Source organism: Herbaspirillum lusitanum P6-12 (assembly GCF_000256565.1).
In the GTDB taxonomy this organism is placed as follows: domain Bacteria; phylum Pseudomonadota; class Gammaproteobacteria; order Burkholderiales; family Burkholderiaceae_D; genus Herbaspirillum; species Herbaspirillum lusitanum.
Genome location: NZ_AJHH01000577.1, coordinates 1 through 20,606, shown reverse-complemented (window position 1 = coordinate 20,606; position 20,606 = coordinate 1). Strand labels below are relative to the sequence as shown.

The window sequence follows — 20,606 nt, the reverse complement described above, 5'->3', positions numbered from 1 at the left end:
GCGTGATTTTACCATTGCAGGCCGAGTCCGGCATGACTGCGCCCCGGAACGGAGGTAATTCGGGGGCAAACGCTTTGAATTATTTGCCCGGCAACGGTTCCAACCGCTTTGCCCGATGACAGGAAAGACTGATGATCAAAACGACAACATCCCCATTCAGCCGCTGGCGTACCCTGGCCAGCGCAGCATTGGTGGCCTGCGGCGCGTTGGCGGCGGCCGGCGCCAGCCAGGCCGCGTACAACATCTGGACCAGCGAATACACCTTCCCGAAGAAAGACCTGCAGTCGGCCATTGCCACGCAATTCCCGCGCAAGCTGCGCTACATGGACATGTTCGACATCAACCTGAGCAATCCGCGCCTCGCGCTCAATCCGGAAAGCAATCGCCTGAGCACCGTGGTCGACGCCCAGATCGACAACAAGCTGCTCATGAACAAACCCGTCAACGGCACGCTGTCGATGAGCAGCGCGCTCAAGTACGACGCCGCCTCGCGTTCGGTGCGATTGGATTCGCCCTCGGTGGAAAAGGTCGACATCGCCGGCGTACCGGCGCAATACGCACCGCAGCTCAATGCCATCGGCAACGCCGCGGCGGAACAGGTGCTCAAGGATTACCCGCTCTACACCTTCAAGCCGGAACAATTGGAAATGAACGGCAAGCGTTTCGAACCGGGCGCCATCACGGTGCTCAGCGATGGCGTCAAGGTCGAGATCAAGCCTTTGTAGGTCCGTCCCTCAGGACAGGATCGGATAGCCGCTGAGACGCAGCGAAAAGCCGCGCGCGTCGGATTCCAGCTCGGCATGGGCGCCGACCGGCAGGCTGACGCGGTCGGCGATGTGGCCGAACGGCAATCCTGTCAGCAGCGGCGCAGACAGATGCTGGCGCGCATAACCCAGCATCTGTTCGAAGTTGTAGCCGTTGTCGTAGTCGGACAATCGGTAATTGGAGAAATCCCCCAGCAGCACCGCCTTCTGACGCGCCAGCACACCTGCGTGTTCCAGCTGCAGCAGCATGCGCTCGACGCGATACGGATGTTCGTTGACGTCTTCCACGAACAGGATCCCCCCGTCGACCTGCGGGAAGTACGGCGTGCCGAGCAGATGCACAACCATCGCCAGGTTGCCGCCCCACAACTTGCCCGACACCTTCAGCGCCGGGTTGCCCGCCTCTTCCACGGCAATGGTCTGCGTCGGCTGCGTAAGGGTGCGCCAGAAACTGTTCATCGTCATCGCGCTCGGCGTCTCGGCGCCGAAATCGCTGCACAGCATCGGCCCCGCAATGCCGCCGGCGCCGGTCTGCGCCAGCAAGGCCAGGTGCAAGGCAGTGATGTCGCTGTAGCCGACGAACAATTTGCCGCTGGCGGCCAGCGCTTCATAATTCAGCACCGGCAGGATGCGCGACATGCCGTAGGCGCCGCGCAAGGCGATGACGACCTGCACTTCGGGATCGGCAGCCGCTTGCTTGGGCCAATGGGCGGGGCGCCGGTCTGCGCCAGCAAGGCCAGGTGCAAGGCAGTGATGTCGCTGTAGCCGACGAACAATTTGCCGCTGGCGGCCAGCGCTTCATAATTCAGCACCGGCAGGATGCGCGACATGCCGTAGGCGCCGCGCAAGGCGATGACGACCTGCACTTCGGGATCGGCAGCCGCTTGCTGGCCGGCATCGGTAGCGCCGAAACGCTGGTGGCGCGCCGCGTGATCGTAGTAGCTTTTGACCTTGCAGCCTTGCGCTTCCAGCAAGGCGATGCCGCGTGCGACCGCCGCCTCGTCGGGGGCATAACCGCCAGGGGCGACGATGGCGACGCAGGCGCCGGCCGGCACGTGGATATCGGGAGCGAGCAAGGTCTCAGTCATTGGCTTCATCGTCGATTGAATGGGCATTGGCATGCGCGTGGGCGATTGCCTGGCGCTGCAGTCTTTCCTGTTTCAGCTGTTCACGCCGTTCCGAAAAAAAACTCTTCAACATCTGTCCGCAGGACTCCGCCATCACGCCGCCAACCAGCTCGGTGTGATGGTTCAGTTGCTCCTGTGCGAACAGGTTGACCACCGAACCGCAGGCGCCGGTCTTGGGATCGGTGGCACCGTAGACCACGCGCGCCAGGCGTGCATGCATCATGGCCCCCCCCGGCCGGCGCACATCACGCAAGGCTCCAGCGTGACATACAGTTCGCAGCCGGGCAAACGATAGTTGCCGAGAATCTCGGCCGCCGCGCGCAAGGCCATGATCTCGGCATGCGCGGTCGGATCGTGCTTGCCGATGGGCTGGTTGTAGCCGGTGGCGATGACTTCGCCGTCCTTGACCACCACCGCGCCGACCGGTACTTCGCCGAGGTCCCACGCGTGTTGCGCCTGCACCAGCGCCATCTGCATGTGCATGTGCGACGGCGAGGCCATGAACGTGTCGGTCATGATCGCTCGCGCCTCAGTCGGCCGTGATTTCGGCCCAGCAATTGGGCGTTTCGTGCAGCACCAGCTTCTGCAGATGCAGGCCAGTGCCATACGCGTCCTTATAGGCCGCGTTGAGGATGTCGAAGGCGGTGCGCGCCAGGTTTTCCACGGTCGGAATGCGGTCGATCACGACCGTCTTGTGGTCCGGCAGGCTGGCCAGGAAGTCGCGCACGGGAAGGTCTTTTTCATAGACCAGGAAGGCGTGGTCCCAGACGTCGACCAGATGTTGCTTGGCCAGCGTCTTGATGTCGGAGAAGTCCATGATCATGCCGTTGTCGGAGCTGCCTTCGACTTCGATGACCTTGCCGACCAAGGTAATTTCCAGCGTATAGCGATGGCCATGCAGGTTGCGGCACTGGCTCTTGTGGTCGGGGATGCGATGGCCTGCATCGAATTCGAGTTTACGGGTGATGGTCAGCATGAACGCCTTACGGATTGAAAATAGAAATGGATTGTAAACAAACGCGCGCCCGGCAACAGGGGCGCGAGCCGATAACCGATATATCGCAAGCGCTTACGGTATCTGCAACAGCTTGTGCGTCTGGATGCTCAGCTTCCACTTTGGATTATTCTTGACCAGCTCGATCGCCATTTTTGTATTGCGCGCGGCGTCGGGGCCGTCCATCGGCTGCAGCAGGAAATGCGCGAAATCCAGCTTCTCATAGTCGGCCAGAACCTGCGCCTGCTGCGGAATCACGACCTTCAGTTCACTGCCTTTGAATACCTTCAGCTCGGAGCCCATCTTGGGGCTGACGCAAATCCAGTCAACGCCCGGCGGCACCGGAATCGTGCCGTTGGTTTCGATGGCGATCTCGAAGCCGACCGCATGCATGCTGGCGATCAGCGCTTCGTCGAGCTGCAGCAGCGGTTCGCCGCCGGTGAACACCACATACTTGCTGGCGGCATAAGTCTCCGGCCAGAGATTGTTGATGGTCTGCGCCAGCGCGTCGCTGGTCTTGAACTTGCCGCCGCCCTCGCCGTCGGTGCCGACGAAATCGGTATCGCAAAACTGGCAAATCGCCTTGCTGCGGTCTTCTTCGCGGCCGGTCCACAGGTTGCAGCCGCTGAAACGGCAAAACACCGCCGGACGACCGGCGTGCGTGCCCTCGCCTTGCAAGGTATAGAAGATTTCTTTGATGCTGTAAGTCACGATGATAGGAAGCTGGCGGCGTGTGCGCCGCGGGTTTCGGAGCTGTGCGAGCAGGCTTGCGCCGTGCGTTGTCCGTAAGCCGGCATTATAGCGTGTCTGCCCGTGACGACCGCGTGCGGCGGTGAAAGTGGCGAATCTCGCCGGGCGGACGAGCTCAGCCGCCAAGCGGCCATACGCGCAACACTTCATGCCGCGACAGTCCGATGTGGCTTTTGACGAGCGCGAATTCGGCAATCCGAAAGCCGATGGGATCAATGGCAATGCGTTCCACACGGTGACGCGGATCGTAGCCAAGGGTCATGTGCGGTTCATAGGAACGCTGCGGCGTAAAACCATGCTCGGCCATCGCACAACCCAGCGCCGTGCGCAGCTCGCGCACGCCATCGAGCCCCTTGCCGCCAAGCAGCACGAACGGCCCGCTGGGCGCGGAGAAAGTCATGGCGGCGTCGAAACGCGCGTCAATGGCCGCAAACCGAACCGCATCGGCCGCACGGCATGCCGCCTCCACCACACGCTCGTCGCTGTCGTGCCCAACCAGTTCCAGCGTGATGTGGAGCCGCTCCGGTCCGACACGTTTGCCGGTGACGCCATGCAATGCCAGCAGTTTTTCAGCGAATGCATCCAGACGCACGGCGTCCGCGACCGCAGGACGTAACGCGAAGAACCAGGTGTGCTGCGGCGGTGCTACCGATGGGCGTGGGCGGGACTGGCGCGGTCGCGCGGCCGGTGCCGGTACCTCTCCAAACAGATCCTGTTCAGCCATGGCCCCGCTACCTTAGCTTGCTGCAGCCGCGGCGTTGGCGCGCGCCTTGTGCAGCTTCTTGTAGCTGTCGATCAGGCGCTGGTGCCTGTCAAGGCCTTCCAGCTTCATGCTCGTCGGCGTCAAGCCGAAGAAGCGCACACTGCCGTCCACCGAGCCCATGACCGCGTCCATGCGGGCGTCGCCGAACATGCGGCGGAAGTTGAGCACGTAATCGTCCAGTTCCAGGTCGTCATCAAGCTGCACTTCCAGCACCACCTTCAAGGCCTGGTAAAACAAGCCGCGCTCGACCGTGTTGTCGTTGTATTGCAGGAAGGCGCCGACCAGATCCTGCGCCTCCTCGAATTGCTGCAGGGCAAGCTGGATCAGCAGCTTCAGTTCGAGCACCGTCAGTTGCCCCCAGACTGTGTTCTCGTCGAATTCGATGCCGATCAGCGTGGCGATATCGGAGTATTCATCGAGCTCGCTGTTTTCCAGACGCTCAAGCAGCGCTTCCAGCGCGGCATCATCCAGGCGATGCAGGTTCAGCACATCGGCGCGGAACAACAGCGCCTTGTTGGTGTTGTCCCAGATCAGATCTTCCACCGGATAGACTTCTGAATATCCTGGCACCAGAATCCGGCAGGCCATGGCGCCCAGCTGGTCGTACACGGCCACGTATGCTTCCTTGCCCATCTCTTTCAGAATGCCGAACAAGGTCGCGGCTTCTTCGGCATTTGAATTTTCACCCTGGCCTGAAAAATCCCACTCGACAAATTCGTAGTTCGCTTTCGAACTGAAAAAGCGCCACGACACGATGCCGCTGGAATCGATGAAGTGCTCAACGAAGTTGTTCGGCTCGGTCACCGCGTTGCTCTCGAAGGTCGGCGCAGGCAAATCGTTCAGGCCTTCAAAGCTGCGACCTTGCAACAACTCCGTGAGACTGCGTTCCAGCGCGACTTCAAAGCTCGGGTGTGCGCCGAACGAGGCAAAGACGCCGCCCGTGCGCGGGTTCATCAGGGTGACGCACATCACCGGGTAAATCCCGCCCAGCGACGCATCCTTCACCAGCACCGGAAAGCCCTGCTCTTCCAAGCCTTTGATGCCGGCCAGGATGCCGGGATATTTCGCCAGCACTTCCTGCGGCACGTCCGGCAAGGTGATCTCGCCTTCCAGGATTTCGCGCTTGACCGCACGCTCGAAAATTTCGGACAGACATTGCACCTGTGCTTCGGCCAGCGTGTTGCCGGCGCTCATGCCATTGCTGACGAACAGGTTTTCAATCAGGTTGGACGGGAAATACACCGTCTCGCCGTCCGACTGCCGCACGTACGGCAGCGAACAGATGCCCCGCTTTACGTTGCCGGAGTTGGTATCGACCAGATGCGAAGCACGCAGCTCGCCGTCGGGATTGTAGATTTCCAGGCAGTACGGATCCAGGATTTCTTTCGGCAGCGCATCCTTGCGGCCGGGCTGGAACCAGCGCTCGTTCGGGTAATGGACAAACGCCGCTTCGGCGATGTCTTCGCCCCAGAATGCACCGGCGTAGAAATGATTGTTGTTGAGCCGCTCGATGTATTCACCCAGCGCCGAAGCCAGCGCGCTCTCCTTGGTCGCGCCCTTGCCGTTGGTGAAGCACATCGGCGAATGCGCATCGCGGATATGCAGCGACCACACGTTGGGAATGATATTGCGCCACGAAGCGATTTCAATCTTGATGCCCAGGCCGGCCAGAATGCCGGACATGTTGGCGATGGTCTGCTCCAGCGGCAAATCCTTGCCCAGGATAAAGGTGCTGGCGTCCGAATCCGGCTTCAGGGTCAGCAAGGACTGTGCATCGGCATCCAGGCTCTCGACCTCTTCGATGATGAATTCGGGGCCGGCCTGCACCACTTTTTTCACCGTACAGCGCTCGATGGAGCGCAGGATGCCGCGACGATCGGTTTCCTCGATATCCGCCGGCAACTCGACCTGGATTTTGAAAATCTGCTGATAGCGGTTTTCCGGATCGACGATATTGTTCTGCGACAGACGGATATTTTCGGTGGAGATGTTGCGCGTGTTGCAATACAACTTCACGAAATAAGCTGCGCACAAGGCCGACGATGCCAGGAAATAATCGAAGGGTCCGGGCGCCGAGCCATCGCCCTTGTAGCGGATAGGCTGGTCGGCGATGACCGTGAAATCATCGAATTTGGCTTCGAGACGCAGCTTGTCGAGGAAGTTGACTTTAATTTCCATGGGGGAATTCCAAAAATGATGCCTAAAAGATGTGGCCGCTATTATCCGTCATCCTGGATCGGACCGGTGCCAGGGGCGCATCCGAAAGCGAACGCGATGGAAGAATAAGTCCGCGCGGGTCTCTCGGAGCACTCCCATGCGTCATCGCTCACCGGTCCGGCCCAAGTCGCGAGTTGCAATGTTTTAGGCAATCACCTTCCCTTTTCAGAGCCGCATCAGTCCACCGTCAACCACCAGCGTCTGCCCCGTCACGAAACGCGCGTCCTCACTGGTGAGGAAGGCGACCGGTCCGGCGATGTCGGCCGGCGTGCCGAGACGCTTGATCGCCTGCATCATGTAGACCTGCGCCTTCTGCTCGTTCGGCATGCCGCTCGCGCCTTCCGTGTCGGTGATGCCAGGATGGACGGCGTTGACGATGATGTTGTCGGCCGCAAGCTCATTGGCGAGAGCGCGGACGAGACCGACCACGCCCATCTTCGACGTGATGTAATGGGAGAAGCCCATTCCGGGCGGTGTCACCATGCCGACGGCGTCGGAACCCACGGCGACGATCGCCCCGCCACCGGCCTTGCGCATCAGCGGCACGATCGCCCGGGCGCCGATCACATGCGCATCGAGGTTCACAGCCATGACGCGGCGCCATTCGTCCTGCGTCATCTGGTCGAGTCCGGTGATCGGGTAAATACCGGCCGCATGCACGAGGATGTCGGCACGACCGAATTTCTGCTCCACCTCGGCGGCGACCCGCGCCCAGTCGGCCTCACTCGTCACGTCAGCGGCGATGGCAATCGCGCCATTGCCGATCCGGGCCGCTTCCTCCGCCGCATCCTGGCGATTGACGAGGACGACTTTCGCCCCACGCCGGGCCAAAAGTTTGGCGATGCCGTGTCCGATGCCCTGCTTGCCACCAGTGATGATAGCGACCTTGTTTTCATGTGTCTTCATGGATTTGCTCCTTGGTTGAATTGATTATGGTTTGCGAGCGCACGCAGCCGTGGCTCGCCCACCTGTGACAGAAAATCGAATTGGGTAGGCTGCCAGCCCAGATCGGATCGTGTCCGCGGATCGCGCGAGCGGCTGCATGCCGACAGCAGTAGCGCCCCGAATGGGCCGAATACCCCGGAGGCCTCGTCCATCGTCAGGCTGCGCGTTTTGACGCCTAAGTCGCGCGCCACGGCCTCGGCAATCCAGCGGTATGGGATTTCCCCGGCAGCGGCGTGGTACAGCGCGCCAGCCCGCCCGCGTTCGACGCCGAGAGAAAATAGCTGCGCCAGATCGGCGCTGTGCACGTTGGAATAGGCGGCAAGTCCGGAGCCGACGTAGCAGGCGGCGCCGGTGACCGCAACGGAGCGGTACACGCTCGCTAAAGGTCCTTTGTCGCCCGGTCCCCAAATCACCGGGGGCCGGATCACCATGCTTCGCAAGCCATGCTCGGCAGCAGCGCGGACGATGGCCTCTGCCTCCACCCGAGGAAGTGCCAGTGGCTCCGGCACAAAGGGGTCGTCTTCGGCAAAGCTGTCCGGACTCCACGCGCCGCCCGTGCGCTGCATGAAAACACCGCTGCCCGAAAGGAAGATGAACGTCTTGCCGCTTCCCGCAAGTGCTTCGCACAGCGTCCGGATGATGGTCGGCTCGCGCTCGAAGGCAACTTGCGCGGCGTAGATTGTCACATCCGCTGAACGTGCCGCAGCGAGCACGGGTGCGACGTTGGCGTCAAGATCGCCGCGAATTACCGAGGTACCAGCGGTTCTCAGGACAGCTTCTGCGGCATCAGTTCGGGCGAGTCCCGACACTCGTTGCCCATCCGCCAGGAAGTGCTTTGCCAACATGCTTCCGACAAACCCCGACGCACCAATGATGAAGATATTTTGTGACATGAATGGCTCCTTTGTTGCTCCTTTGTTTGTAGCGTAGGGCCTATCCATGTCTCTGAAAAGCCTATATGATTAGATATCATCCATACAAGGAGTAGATACTTTGCTGAACGGTATTTCCCTGGATTACCTGCGGACTTTCGTCGCTGCCGCAGACCACGGCAGCTTTTCGGCTGCTGGCCGCGCAATCGGGCGGGCGCAGTCGGTGGTCAGCCAGACCATCGCCAGCCTGGAGGGGCAGCTCGGCGTAGCATTGTTCGAGAGGGTCGGCCGCTACCCGAAATTGACGCCTCAAGGGACAAACCTGCTGGCCGATGCGCGCCGCGTCGTGATGGGTGCTGATGCGTTGACAGCCAAGGCACGCAGCTTCTCCGCCGGGCTGGAGTCCGAACTGTCCATCGTCGTCGATGTCATGTTTCCGCACCCGTGCCTTACCGACGCCCTCGGCAGCTTCAAGGAACGGTTCCGTTCCACTCCGCTCAGGCTCCATGTCGAGGCTCTGGGCCGCGTTGCGGAGCTTGTACTCAATGGTCAGTGCAGCCTCGGCATCACCGGGACGCTGCCGTTCCTGCCACCGGGGCTTGCAGCTGAACGACTATTCAGCGAGGAGATGGTGACGGTGGTGGCTCCGGGATCGCCCTTGACCGGCAGACAAGGCCCCATTGCATTTCGGGAGCTGTTGGACGAAACACAGCTGGTGCTGACCGATCGCTCCTCCCTGACCAGCGGCGTGGACTACGGCGTGCAAGGCAAGAACATCTGGCGGCTTGCTGATCTTGGTGCAAAGCATGCTTTCTTGCGTGCAGGTCTCGGATGGGGTCACATGCCACGTTGGCTGATCAATGAAGATGTAAAGGAAGGTCGTCTTGTACGCATCGAGTTGGAAGGGCCGTCGGCAGGCTTGTTGCCGTTCCAGGCTACCTACCTGAGTGATCGGCTGCCCGGTCCCGCTGGCAGGTGGTTATTAGAGCGATTCCAATCGACTTAGCCTTGCAAGGGCTTTTATTGACTCACTGACCGGGTTGGCTCTTTGTTTCCCGACTTCCCAGGAAACGCCACCGCTGCGCGCTGTCGCAGCGAGCTGCTGACCAACTGCTGTTCGCTTTTTATTGGCCCGTTACCGCCAGCTCAAAAAGAAAAAAGCCCCGTAAATACGGGGCTTTCTGAGGTATTAGCGCCTGTCATTGCGCCTGCTTGCCTGATGTAAAATCACTCCCACTCGATCGTCGCAGGCGGCTTGCCCGAGATGTCGTAGACCACGCGGTTGATGCCGCGCACTTCGTTGATGATGCGGTTGGAGACGTGACCCAGCAGCTCGTGCGGCAGATGCGCCCAGTGTGCGGTCATGAAGTCCTGCGTCTGCACGGCGCGCAGCGCCACCACGTATTCGTAGGTGCGGCCGTCGCCCATCACGCCTACCGATTTGACCGGCAGGAACACGGCGAATGCCTGGCTGGTCTTTTCGTACCAGCTTTGACCGTCGGCATCCTTGGTGTTGCGCAGTTCCTCGATGAAGATCGCATCGGCGCGGCGCAGCAGGTCGGCGAATTCCTTTTTCACTTCGCCGAGGATGCGCACGCCCAGGCCCGGGCCGGGGAACGGATGGCGGTAGACCATTTCGTGCGGGAGGCCGAGCGCCACGCCCAGTTCGCGCACTTCATCCTTGAACAGTTCGCGCAGCGGCTCGAGCAGCTTCAGGTTCAGCGTCTCCGGCAGGCCGCCGACGTTGTGGTGGCTCTTGATGGTGTGCGCGCCCTTCTTGCCCTTGCCGGCGCTTTCGATGACGTCCGGATAGATGGTGCCTTGCGCCAGCCATTTGGCGTTCTTCAGCTTGCCCGATTCGGCCTGGAAGACTTCGACGAATTCGCGGCCGATGATCTTGCGCTTGGCTTCCGGATCGGTCACGCCGGCCAGGTGGCCCATGAACTGATCGGTCGCATCGACGTGGATGACCTTGACGCCGAGATTCTTGCCGAACATTTCCATGACCATCTTGCCTTCGTCCAGGCGCAGCAGGCCGTGGTCGACGAACACGCAGGTCAGTTGGTCACCGATGGCGCGGTGGATCAGGGCCGCTGCCACGCTGCTGTCCACACCGCCCGACAGGCCAAGGATGACTTCATCGCTGCCCACTTGCTGGCGGATCATCTCGACGGCTTCGGCGATGTAGTCGGGCATGTTCCAGTCCGACTTGCAGCCGCAGATGTCGATTACGAATCGGCTCAGGAGCGCTTTGCCTTGCAGCGTGTGCGTGACTTCGGGATGGAATTGCACCGCATAGAAGCGACGTTCTTCGTCAGCCATGCCTGCCACCGGACAGTTGCCGGTCGAGGCCATCAGCTTGAAGCCGTGCGGCATTTCGTTGACCTTGTCGCCGTGGCTCATCCATACCTTCAGCATGCCGTGGCCTTCGGCCGTGGTGAAGTCGGCGATGTCCTTCAGCAGTGCGGTGTGGCCATGGGCGCGCACTTCGGCGTAACCGAATTCGCGCAGCGTACCGTTTTCCACCTTGCCGCCAAGCTGCTCGGCCATGGTTTGCATGCCGTAGCAAATGCCCAGCACCGGCACGCCCAGTTCAAACACTGCGAACGGCGCGCGCGGCGTATCGCCTTCGGTCACGCTGTTCGGGCCGCCTGACAGGATCACGCCGGAGGCACCGTAGTTGCGGACGAATTCGTCACTCACGTCGTGGGGGAAAACTTCGGAAAACACGCCGGCTTCGCGCACGCGACGAGCGATCAGCTGAGTGACCTGGGAACCGAAATCGATGATCAGAATTTTTGAGTGCATGGCTGTGATGGTAGGCAAGTTTGAAATTATTTCAGCGGCAAAAATAAGTCAAAAGGCCGCAGCTCGAAAAGGAGCGCGGCCTTTTTTCACTATCGTCACCTTGCTCAGAACCTGTTTGCGCTCTGTAGCGAGAGGCCATCAGCCGGTGGCGGACGGAGCGGACGAACCGGAATGTACTTAAGTACATGAGGATTCGGAGCACCGCCCGACGCCGGATCATGGCCTCGCAGTAAGAGCGCGAACAGGTTCTTAGTCGGCGCGGTAGTTAGGAGCTTCCTTGGTGATCTGCACATCGTGGACATGCGACTCGCGCATACCCGCCGAAGTAATCTCGACGAACTCGGCTTTTTCGCGGAATTCGTCGATGGTGGCGCAACCGCAATACCCCATCGAAGAACGCACGCCGCCGACCAGTTGATACAGGATCGCCAGCACGCTGCCCTTGTAGGCGACGCGGCCTTCGATGCCTTCCGGCACCAGTTTTTCCGCGTTGTTTTCGCCGTCCTGGAAATAACGGTCAGCCGAACCGTCGGTCATGGCGCCGACGCTGCCCATGCCGCGATAGGATTTGTAGCTGCGGCCCTGGAACAGGATCACTTCGCCCGGCGCTTCTTCGGTGCCGGCGAACATGCTGCCCATCATGACGGTGGAAGCACCCGCCGCCAATGCCTTGGAAACGTCCCCCGAGAAGCGGATGCCGCCGTCGGCAATGACCGGTACGCCGGTGCCTTCGAGTGCTTTGGCGACGTTGGCGATGGCCGAGATCTGCGGCACGCCGACGCCTGCAACGATGCGGGTGGTGCAGATCGAGCCTGGGCCGATGCCGACCTTGACCGCATCCGCGCCGTGTTCGACCAGCGCCTTGGCGGCTGCGCCGGTGGCAATGTTGCCGCCGATCACGTCAACATGCGGGTAACGGGTCTTGACCCATTTGACGCGGTTCAGCACGCCGGCCGAGTGGCCGTGGGCGGTATCGACCACCAGCACGTCAACGCCCGCGGCAACCAGCAATTCGATGCGTTCGTCATTGTCGGGACCGACGCCTACGGCGGCGCCGACGCGCAGCTTGCCCTGGTCGTCCTTGCTGGCGAACGGGTGAGCCGTGGATTTCTGGATGTCCTTGACGGTGATCAGGCCGCGCAATTCGAAGTTGTCGTTGATGACCATCACGCGCTCGAGGCGGTGCTTGTTCATCAGGCGCTTGGCTTCTTCCAGGCCGGCGCCGTCCTTGACGTAGACCAGCTTGTCGCGCGGCGTCATCTTGGCGCGCACTTCGGCGTCCAGATCTTCTTCAAAGCGCAGGTCGCGGTTGGTGATCACACCGACCAGGGCGCTGCCCTCGACGACCGGGAAGCCGCTGATGCCGTGCAATTCGGACAAGGCGATGACTTCGCGGATCTTCATCGTCGGCGGGATCGTGATCGGATCGCGCACTACGCCGGATTCAAAACGCTTGACCTTGGAAACTTCGCGCGCCTGCTCCTTCGGCGTGAGGTTCTTGTGGACAATACCGATGCCGCCCTCTTGTGCGATGGCAATTGCCAGGCGCGCTTCAGTCACGGTGTCCATGGCCGCGGAGATAAGCGGAATGTTCAGGCGAATGTTGCGTGTCAGACGCGTGGCAAGGGAAGTATCTTTAGGGAGGATGTCCGAATAAGCCGGGACGAGGAGCACGTCATCGAATGTGAGTGCTTTTTGGAGAAGACGCATAGCATTTCCTATAGGCGCAAAAGCGAATTATACAGAAAACTTGAACTTGCGTCTTGCCCTGCTTGCGTTTATCCATCCAGGCGTGGCAAAAACGCTGGATGGATTGAAATCGCGACAAGCCCCGCCCCACTCAAGATTGAGTGGTCGGCTCCTTCCCCTGGGCGCGACGACGGCGCGATTGTTTGGGATCGGCGATCAGGGGGCGGTAGATTTCGATACGGTCGCGCTGGCGCAAGGGGGTCTCGAGCGGCTTGACCTTGCCGAAGATGCCGACCTTGCAGGCCGACAAATCGATGGCAGGATGCTGGCGCAGCAGGCCGCTGTCCAGGATGGCCTGCTGGATGGTGCAGCCCGACTGGACTTCCAGGTCGCGCAGTATCTGCAGGCCGGGCGCTGCGTAGCACAGCTGCACTTGCAAAACAGACACATCAGCCATATATCTGTTCGGCGCGCTTGCAGAAGGAATCGACGAAGCTGTTGGCGATCATGCTGAAGACCGGTCCGATGACGCCTTCAAGAATGCGGCTGGAAAATTCATATTCCATGTCGAATTCGATCTTGCAGGCATCTTCGCGCAAGGCCTTGAAGTTCCAGCGCGCTTCGAAATGCTTGAACGGACCTTCCACCAGATGCATGGTCATGCTGGCCGGCGGCGTGTTGGTGTTTTCGGTGGTGAAGGATTGCTTGAGGCCGTGATAGTTGATCTTCAGCTTGGCCTTGAGCTTGTCGCCCTGACGTTCTTCAACGTCGACGCCGCCGCACCACGGCAGGAATTCGGGATAGTCTTCGACGCGGTCGACCAGCTTGAACATCTGCTCGGCGCTGTAATTGATCAGGACTGTTTTATGTACGACTGCCATGAAAGGTGGTCCGTTTGATAAAATCGCAAAGTTGAAATTTTAACCGAGACCACGGATTTTCCGACCAGATGAGTATTGTTGATAATAAAAAAGCATTTTTCGATTACTTCGTCGAAGAGCGCTTCGAAGCCGGGATCGTCCTGGAAGGCTGGGAAGTCAAGGCCATCCGCGCCGGCAAGGCGCAGATCAAGGAAGCCTACGTGACGATCCGCAACGGCGAGATCTTTTTGTTCGGCGCGCACATCAGCGCCCTGACCAGCACATCCACGCACGTCCATCCGGAAACCACGCGCACCCGCAAGCTGCTGCTCAATGCGTCCGAAATCGACAAACTGATCGGCAAGGTCGAACGTTCGGGTTACACGCTGATGCCGCTGAACCTGCATTTCAGCAAAGGCCGCATCAAATGCGAAATCGGCCTGGCCAAGGGCAAGAAGCAGCACGACAAGCGCGAGACCGAGAAGCAACGCGACAGCCAGCGTGAAATCCAGGCTGCGATGAAAACCCACCGCCGTTAAACAACATCAACGCCGCGCCATCAGCGCGGCGTTTCTTTATCCGCCTGCCGCCAGCCGCAGACACTCCGCCACCTCTTCCACCACGCCCGACCAGTCGCCGCGATGTTGCTGGCGGAACACTTTCACCGTCGGATACCAGCGCGAGCTGCCGGTCTGCCAGCCCCAGCGCCATTCACTTTCATAGCGCAGCAGCAACCAGGCCGGCTTGCCCAGCGCGCCGGCCAGATGGATCACCGCCGTATCCGCACTGATCACCAGATCCAGGTTGTCAATCAGCGCCGCGGTCTCGGCCATGTCCGTCATGGCCGCCTCCAGCCGGTGCATGCGCGCCCACTGCGCCAGTTCGGCGAGATCGCCGGCGGGAATCTGCTGCTGCAGGCTGACCAGTTCCACCTCGATCTCTGCCAGCGGGCGCAGATGACTCAGTGGAATATCGCGTGTGTGATTGCGTTCGCCGTACTGTCGTCCGGCCCAGGCCAGGCCGACACGCAGTCGCGGCGATGCCGGCCCCAGCACGGCCGACCACTGCTGTTTGAGTTCGATGTCGGCATGCAGATACGGCACCGCCGCCGGAATCGTCGCCAGCGTCCAGCTCAGCGCCAGCGGCAAGCTCATCAACGGGCAATGGAAATCGTGCGGCGTCAGCGCCTTGTCGTTGCTGACCAGCGTGACATTGGGCAAGGCCGTCAGTGAAGCCAGCAGCCGTCGCAAGCTCTCCGGTACGCAGACCGTCACCTGCGCGGCCAAGTCGGCTACCAGAGGAATGTAGCGCGCGAACTGGATCGTGTCGCCCAGCCCCTGCTCGGCCCACAACAGGATGCTGCGCCCTGCCAGCGACGGCTCGCCCAGCCAGGCCGGCTCATGCGGGAACAGGCCCTGGTCGCGCAGCTGCGACGTCCGCCAGCGCGCTTCGTGATGCTGCCAGCCGCCGGCGAAGTCGCCTTGCAGCAGGAGGCAATGACTCTGCGCCATCTCCGCCTCGGGGAAATTCGGTTGCAAGGTGAGCGCCTGCTCGTAGCACCACAGCGCCTGGTTGATGCAGTTCATCTTTTGCAGCACGTTGCCGCGATTGAAAATCGCCGCCGCGTTGACCGCCGATTGTGCCAGGATACGGTCGTAGCACAGCACCGCTTCTTCATGGCGGTTCAGATGCAGCAGCACGTTGCCGCGTTGATTCAACGCCTGCTGATGCGTCGGCGCGTATCCCAGCGCCCGGTCCAGGCTCGCCAGCGCTTCGTCGAAACGCCCGAGCCGCTCCAGCAATGCCGCCTGCCCGCACAGCAGACCCGCGTCCTGCGGCCGCTCCTCCAGCATGATCCGGCAATGATCCAGCGCCAGGATCACGGCGCGATGGCGCGACTGCGCGGCTTCTTCCAGAGCGGGAAAGCGCTGCAGGCAATCGTCGTAGGCAACGATCGCCTCTGCATAGCGCTCCTGCGCCATCAACAGATAGGCGCGACGCATCAGCGCCGGTACGAAAGCGGGGTCGAGCACGATGGCCTGTCCGATGACGTCGAGCGCTTCATCCGGCCGGCCCTCAAGATCGGCCGCAATGCTCTGCGTCAACAACGTCATCAGTTGCTGCAGGTGACCCGGGTCGTGCAAAAGTTTTTCATGCAACATGGTTCAAGTCCGTCTCATCTATGTCGTGCACATTATTTCCTCACGCGCCGCGGCCTCTCTTTTACCGTCATTTGCATCGGCAACCAAAACCGCGAAGGTGTTGGCGGCATGTATCAACAAGGCCGCAGTATCGGCTATAGCCTGATACAAAGGCCACCTCTTTGTGTAAAACCGGGTAAATTCCGGCGGCGCGGGTTTTGCTGCGGGGCGGCGGTAAACGACCATGCGTTTCAAAAGGGCAATCTTCGCCGCCGCTCCGATATTTACGCCCGGCAAAAGCGCGGTAAAAGATTGTAAAGATGCAGCCACCAATCGTTACCGCAGTACCGTGCGGCGGTCTTTTGCGCATATGATTGCGCAATCCGAAGCACCGCAAATCAGAGAAAGTGAAACAAGCGACGATGTCCAAAGTATTGCTGATAGACGACGACATTGAACTCGTTGACATGCTCAAGGAATACCTCGAGCAGGAGAAGTTTGAAGTACGCGTCGCCTACGACGGCGAAAGCGGCGTGGTCGAGGCCCTCTCCGGCCAGTACGCCATCGTCGTCCTCGACGTCATGATGCCGCGCCTGAACGGACTGGAAACCCTGCGCCGCATCCGCGCCAAGAGCAATCTTCCGGTGCTCATGCTGACCGCCAAGGGCGACGACACCGACCGCATCATCGGCCTCGAGCTGGGCGCCGACGATTACGTTCCCAAGCCGTGCACGCCGCGCGAACTGACCGCCCGCGTGCGCGCCATCCTGCGCCGCACCGTGATCGACAATCCCGACCACAGCCCCTACTCGCCGCTGGCCGTGGGCGCGCTGTCGATGTGGCCCGAGCAACGTCGGGCCACCTGGTCCGGCCGCCCGCTGGAATTGACCAGCAGCGAATTCAACCTGCTTGAAGTGCTGGCCCGCAACGCCGGCAAACCGGTCAGCAAGCAGCATCTTTCGGAGCAAGGCCTGGGCCGTCCGCTGGCGCGCTTCGACCGCAATATCGATGTTCACCTGAGCAGCATCCGCCAGAAAATCGCTACGCTCGGCAGCGACAAATCCTGCATCCAGACTGTTTACCGCCTGGGGTATCAGTTCATCAAGGAATAGCGGTGGGTCGGCTGTTCTGGAAGTTCTTCTTCTTCATCATGGTGGCGCAACTGACCGCGACGATCGGTGTCGGCATCATGTTCTCGCTGGAGAATCGCGAACGAGACCGCCGCACCAGCGATCTCGACCAGAGCCCTCCGGCCGCTTTCATGATCCGCTCCGCCGCCGCCACGCTGCAATACGGCGGCACGGAAGCCTTGCGTAAACTAGTGCTCAATTCCGAACGCCATCACGTCTACGCCGTGGATGAACAACAGCATGAACTGCTCGGCCGCGAAGTCCATCCGCGCCTGATCGAAGAAGCACGCACCCTGCTCGGCGCCGAAAAGCAGGAGACGCGTCGCCGCGTGGTCGAAGAAGTCAAAGCCGCCGACGGCCATACCTATCTGCTGTTCCTGCCCTCTCCCGTCAATCCGGAATTCGGCGGACCGCCGCCGCACGAAGAGCGCGGACCGCGCCGCATGCAACCGCCGCCGTTCTTTTTCCCGATGATGCCGATGCTGGTGGCTACTGTCGCCAGCCTGTTTTTCGCGATGCTGCTGGCCTGGTATTTTTCGCAACCGATCCGTCTGCTCAAGTCGGCCTTCGCGCGCGCCTCGTCCGGCAATCTGAACGATCGTCTGGCGCCGCAGATGGGCAAGCGCAACGACGAACTGACCGACCTCGGCCGCGACTTCGACGGCATGACCGACAAGCTGCGCGCCTTGATGGATAGCCAGCGCCGCCTGCTGCACGACGTCTCGCATGAACTGCGCTCGCCGATCGCACGCCTGCAGGCCTCGATCGGACTGGCGCGCCTGCAACCGGAAAAAACCGCCGCCACGCTGGAACGCATCGAGCGCGAAGGCGTGCGCATGGACAAGCTGGTGGGGGAACTGCTGACCTTGTCGCGGCTGGAAACAGGTGTCACCGGCGCCATGGAAGATCACATCCGCATGGAAGACCTGTTGACCGAAATCATCGACGACGCCCGCTTCGAAGCGGAAGCGGTTGATCGCCATATCGAAGGCATGGTCCGCTGCGACGTCGTGATCAAGGGCGGCGCCGAGCTGCTCTACCGCGCCATCGAAAACGTCGTGCGCAACGCCATCAAGCAAACCGCCGTTGACACCACGATCGCCATCAATACCCAGGTCGACAAGGACCGGCAGTCGCTGCTGGTGTCGGTCATCGACCACGGCCCGGGCGTGCCGGAAGAAGAATTGCAGCTGATCTTCGAGCCCTTTTTCCGCAGCAGCCGCACCCGGGAAAACAGCAACGGCTACGGCCTCGGCCTGACCATCGCGCGCCGCATCATCGAAGCACACGGCGGCCGCATCCGTGCCTTCAACCGCGTCGACGGCGGACTGTGCGTGGATATCATCCTGCCGTATGACGCCATCGAGAGCTCATCCGAAATACCGCCAACACTATCCGGCGACGATGCATAAAAAAAACGCCTGAGGGATTTCCCTCAGGCGCTTTTTCTTGACTGCATCCATCCGCTTGCTACATCGCCTTGGTCAGGCCGATGGTCCGTTCGATCAACACCAGCGCCAGCACCGCCAGCACGATGAAGATCGCTGACACCGCATTGACCACCGGATCGAAGGTCTGATCGATGTAGGTGAAGATGCGCACCGGCATCGTGACGGTTCCCGGTGCGGTCAGGAACAGGCTGACCGACACTTCGCCGAACGAGGTCACTGCCGCAAACACCGCGCCGGCGACGATGCCCGGCTTGATCAGCGGCAAGGTCACGTGACGGAAGGTGTAGGCCGGCGTCGCGCCAAGATTCATCGACGCCGTCTCCAGCCGGCGGTCCATGCTGGCCAGGCTCACGCTCACGGTGCGCACGGCGTACGGCAGCGCCACCAGGATGTGGCCGATCGCCAGTCCCGTCAGCGAACCCGACAAGCCCATCCCGGTCAGCACGTACAGCAAGGCGATACCGAGCACCACTTGCGGAATGATCAGCGGCGACAGCACGAACGCCTGCAGCACGTCGCGCCCGCGAAACTGCAGCCGCGCCAACGCATACGCCGCCGTGGTGCCAAGCAAGGTCGTCAGCGGCGTCACCACCAGCAACAGCCAGGCGCTCACCTGCAAGGCCTTGAGCCACGCACGGTTGTCGAAGAAGGCCTGGAACCAGCGCAGCGACACCGACTCAGGCGGAAATTGCGGATACGCCCCGGGACTGAAGGCCGACAGGAAAATCACCAGCACCGGCAGGATCAGGAACAGGTACACCAGCCCGCCTGCCGCCCTGCCGAGCCAACGCCATCCGATGGAAGAAACCGGCGCCGTGAAATCGCGATCAGTGGCCATAGACGCGCCGCTCCCAACGTTTTTGAACGTAGCTCATCAGCCCGGCAATCGCCGCTGTCACCACCAACAGCGTAAGCGACAGCGCCGCCGCCAGCGGCAGGTTGGCGATCTGCAAGGCCTGCTGGTAAATCCCGATCGGCAGCAACGGCTGCAGGCGTCCGCCAATCAACAACGGCGTCACGTAGCTGCCTGCCGCCAGTGCGAACACGATGATGGCGCCGCTCATCATGCCCGGAATCGTCAATGGCAACACCACATGCAGGAAGGTATGACGCGCGCCCGCCCCGAGGCTTTGCGAGGCGCGCGGCAAGGCGGCGGGAATCTCGCCCAGCGACGTCGCCAGCGGCAACACCGCGAACGGCAGCATGACCTGCACGTAGGCGACGATGACCGCCTTCATGTTCCACAGCAACGCCAGCGGCGCATCGATCAGACCAAGACGGCGCAGGACGTCGTTGATCAGGCCGTTTTGGGCCAGCAGCACGATCCACGCGAACGTACGGATCACCACGCTGGTCAGCAAAGGTGAAATCAGGATCACGTACAGCACGGTGCGCCAGGCGCGGCTGCGCGTACTCACCAGCAGCCAGGCGGCCGGATACGCCAGCAGCACGCACAGCACCGCCGTCAGCGCCGCCACCCACAGCGTGGTGCCCAGCGCACGGATATATCCGGCCGAAGTGAAGGCTTCGATGTAGTGGGAAAAACTGTATGTCGGCAATACCATGAGCATGCCGTCGACGTCATGCAAACTGAGCACGATCAGCAGGATGCCCGGCACCACCAGGAACGCCGCCAGGAACAGCATGCCCGGCGCCAGCAGCAGCCAGGAGAAAAGAGAATTGCCTGAGGTGGAGACGCGGCTCAAAGTCAGGCTCACGGGGAAGCGCATAGGTAATCTCATATTCGCGCACCCTTGCTTTCGGCAGGCAGCACCGCGAGATCGTCGGCATTCCAGGCAAGCTGTACGGGCGCGCCGGCTTGCGGCACCTCGACGAAGTGGGCCTCGGGCGCTTCCACCACCAGCTCGCCGCCGCCCGGCAACGTGACGGTCACGTGAAGTTCGGCACCGGTATAGCTGGCGTCGCGCACCACGCCGGCGACGCTGTTGGCCGGGTTGGCCGGGTTGGTCTGTTGCGCATCGGTCGACGATGCCGACAAACGAATCCGCTCCGGTCGCAACAGGAACAAGGCATCGCCGCCAGCCGCATGCGAACTTGCAAGTTGCAGCGGCACGCCTTTGCGGGAAAAATGTGC

The 20,606-nt window shown here is 61.3% G+C and carries 20 protein-coding genes, 1 other RNA gene and 3 pseudogenes; 5 read left to right on the top strand and 19 right to left on the bottom strand.

The genetic code is table 11. The features are described 5' to 3' along the window. Positions 1-131 precede the first annotated feature (131 nt). Positions 132-725 (top strand): DUF1439 domain-containing protein, encoded by a 594-nt coding sequence (locus HLUSI_RS0119025; protein WP_016835460.1) that lies wholly within the window; start codon positions 132-134, stop codon positions 723-725. A 9-nt stretch (positions 726-734) separates the two neighbouring features. Here HLUSI_RS0119025 and HLUSI_RS29625 read toward each other — a convergent pair. From HLUSI_RS29625 to HLUSI_RS0118985, 9 genes and pseudogenes are all read right to left on the bottom strand, one after another. Beyond that, positions 735-1,463 (bottom strand): annotated as a pseudogene (locus tag HLUSI_RS29625) (LD-carboxypeptidase); the annotation flags it as partial. Between the two features lie 188 nt (positions 1,464-1,651). Beyond that, positions 1,652-1,852 (bottom strand): annotated as a pseudogene (locus tag HLUSI_RS35000) (muramoyltetrapeptide carboxypeptidase); the annotation flags it as partial. After that, positions 1,845-2,374, bottom strand: a pseudogene (gene tadA / locus HLUSI_RS29615) (tRNA adenosine(34) deaminase TadA). The pseudogenes HLUSI_RS35000 and tadA, both read right to left, overlap by 8 nt. A 46-nt stretch (positions 2,375-2,420) precedes the next feature. Beyond that, positions 2,421-2,867 (bottom strand): 6-carboxytetrahydropterin synthase QueD, encoded by a 447-nt coding sequence (queD, locus tag HLUSI_RS0119010; RefSeq protein ID WP_016835459.1) that lies wholly within the window; start codon positions 2,865-2,867, stop codon positions 2,421-2,423. Positions 2,868-2,960: 93 nt separating this feature from the next. Further along, positions 2,961-3,596: a 7-carboxy-7-deazaguanine synthase gene (gene queE / locus HLUSI_RS0119005; protein WP_016835458.1), complete on the bottom strand. Its 636-nt coding sequence runs from the start codon at positions 3,594-3,596 to the stop codon at positions 2,961-2,963. Positions 3,597-3,750: 154 nt separating this feature from the next. Next, positions 3,751-4,359, bottom strand: coding sequence for a 2'-5' RNA ligase family protein (locus HLUSI_RS29610; RefSeq protein ID WP_016835457.1), 609 nt, complete (start codon positions 4,357-4,359; stop codon positions 3,751-3,753). A 12-nt stretch (positions 4,360-4,371) separates the two neighbouring features. Then, positions 4,372-6,576 (bottom strand): OsmC domain/YcaO domain-containing protein, encoded by a 2,205-nt coding sequence (locus tag HLUSI_RS0118995; RefSeq protein ID WP_016835456.1) that lies wholly within the window; start codon positions 6,574-6,576, stop codon positions 4,372-4,374. Positions 6,577-6,780: 204 nt separating this feature from the next. Then, a complete protein-coding gene (locus tag HLUSI_RS0118990; protein WP_016835455.1) occupies positions 6,781-7,521 on the bottom strand; it encodes an SDR family NAD(P)-dependent oxidoreductase in 741 nt (246 codons plus the stop codon). Then, complete coding sequence (locus HLUSI_RS0118985) at positions 7,518-8,453, bottom strand: NAD-dependent epimerase/dehydratase family protein (RefSeq protein WP_016835454.1); 936 nt, start codon at positions 8,451-8,453, stop codon at positions 7,518-7,520. The genes HLUSI_RS0118990 and HLUSI_RS0118985 overlap by 4 nt, the downstream gene beginning before the upstream one ends. A gap of 100 nt (positions 8,454-8,553) precedes the next feature. On the opposite strand from HLUSI_RS0118985, the gene HLUSI_RS0118980 reads away from it, so the two are divergent. Next, positions 8,554-9,438 carry a LysR family transcriptional regulator gene (locus HLUSI_RS0118980; protein WP_016835453.1) on the top strand — a complete coding sequence of 295 codons (885 nt, stop codon included), beginning with the start codon at positions 8,554-8,556 and terminating at the stop codon, positions 9,436-9,438. A 221-nt stretch (positions 9,439-9,659) separates the two neighbouring features. On the opposite strand, the gene guaA is transcribed toward HLUSI_RS0118980, so the two are convergent. The 5 genes from guaA to HLUSI_RS0118960 form a co-directional block, all read right to left on the bottom strand. After that, positions 9,660-11,240: a glutamine-hydrolyzing GMP synthase gene (gene guaA / locus HLUSI_RS0118975; protein ID WP_016835452.1), complete on the bottom strand. Its 1,581-nt coding sequence runs from the start codon at positions 11,238-11,240 to the stop codon at positions 9,660-9,662. Positions 11,241-11,341: 101 nt separating this feature from the next. Next, a non-coding RNA gene (locus HLUSI_RS31880) (sX9 sRNA) lies at positions 11,342-11,427 on the bottom strand. A 62-nt stretch (positions 11,428-11,489) separates the two neighbouring features. Next, entirely contained in the window at positions 11,490-12,950 is a 1,461-nt protein-coding gene (gene guaB, locus HLUSI_RS0118970) for an IMP dehydrogenase (RefSeq protein ID WP_016835451.1), read from the bottom strand. 130 nt (positions 12,951-13,080) lie between these two features. Continuing rightward, a complete protein-coding gene (locus HLUSI_RS0118965; RefSeq protein WP_013234182.1) occupies positions 13,081-13,386 on the bottom strand; it encodes an RnfH family protein in 306 nt (101 codons plus the stop codon). After that, a complete protein-coding gene (locus tag HLUSI_RS0118960; protein ID WP_016835450.1) occupies positions 13,379-13,810 on the bottom strand; it encodes a type II toxin-antitoxin system RatA family toxin in 432 nt (143 codons plus the stop codon). Before HLUSI_RS0118960 ends, HLUSI_RS0118965 begins: the two co-directional genes overlap by 8 nt. Positions 13,811-13,878: 68 nt before the next feature. Here HLUSI_RS0118960 and smpB point away from each other — a divergent pair, with 68 nt between their 5' ends. Beyond that, complete coding sequence (gene smpB / locus HLUSI_RS0118955; protein ID WP_016835449.1) at positions 13,879-14,328, top strand: SsrA-binding protein SmpB; 450 nt, start codon at positions 13,879-13,881, stop codon at positions 14,326-14,328. A 36-nt stretch (positions 14,329-14,364) separates the two neighbouring features. Here the strand turns inward: smpB and HLUSI_RS0118950 are convergent, their stop codons facing one another. Together HLUSI_RS0118950 and HLUSI_RS0118945 are read right to left on the bottom strand one after the other, a co-directional pair. Continuing rightward, complete coding sequence (locus tag HLUSI_RS0118950) at positions 14,365-15,951, bottom strand: tetratricopeptide repeat protein (RefSeq protein WP_016835448.1); 1,587 nt, start codon at positions 15,949-15,951, stop codon at positions 14,365-14,367. Between the two features lie 18 nt (positions 15,952-15,969). Then, positions 15,970-16,260, bottom strand: a complete 291-nt coding sequence (locus HLUSI_RS0118945) for a hypothetical protein (RefSeq protein WP_157137918.1) — start codon at positions 16,258-16,260, stop codon at positions 15,970-15,972. A 92-nt stretch (positions 16,261-16,352) separates the two neighbouring features. Here HLUSI_RS0118945 and HLUSI_RS0118940 point away from each other — a divergent pair, with 92 nt between their 5' ends. Both HLUSI_RS0118940 and HLUSI_RS0118935 read left to right on the top strand, forming a co-directional pair. Then, entirely contained in the window at positions 16,353-17,042 is a 690-nt protein-coding gene (locus HLUSI_RS0118940) for a response regulator transcription factor (protein ID WP_029363764.1), read from the top strand. Between the two features lie 2 nt (positions 17,043-17,044). Further along, on the top strand, positions 17,045-18,472 hold the full coding sequence (locus HLUSI_RS0118935; protein WP_016835445.1) for an ATP-binding protein: 1,428 nt from the start codon (positions 17,045-17,047) through the stop codon (positions 18,470-18,472). Positions 18,473-18,530: 58 nt separating this feature from the next. On the opposite strand, the gene HLUSI_RS0118930 is transcribed toward HLUSI_RS0118935, so the two are convergent. The 3 genes from HLUSI_RS0118930 to HLUSI_RS29605 all read right to left on the bottom strand — a co-directional run. Next, positions 18,531-19,349 carry an ABC transporter permease gene (locus HLUSI_RS0118930; protein ID WP_016835444.1) on the bottom strand — a complete coding sequence of 273 codons (819 nt, stop codon included), beginning with the start codon at positions 19,347-19,349 and terminating at the stop codon, positions 18,531-18,533. Continuing rightward, positions 19,339-20,229, bottom strand: coding sequence for an ABC transporter permease (locus tag HLUSI_RS0118925; RefSeq protein WP_238534040.1), 891 nt, complete (start codon positions 20,227-20,229; stop codon positions 19,339-19,341). The genes HLUSI_RS0118930 and HLUSI_RS0118925 overlap by 11 nt, the downstream gene beginning before the upstream one ends. 20 nt (positions 20,230-20,249) lie before the next feature. Further along, positions 20,250-20,606, bottom strand: a 357-nt coding sequence (locus HLUSI_RS29605) for a TOBE domain-containing protein (protein WP_040503676.1), incomplete at its 5' end; no start/stop codon positions are given.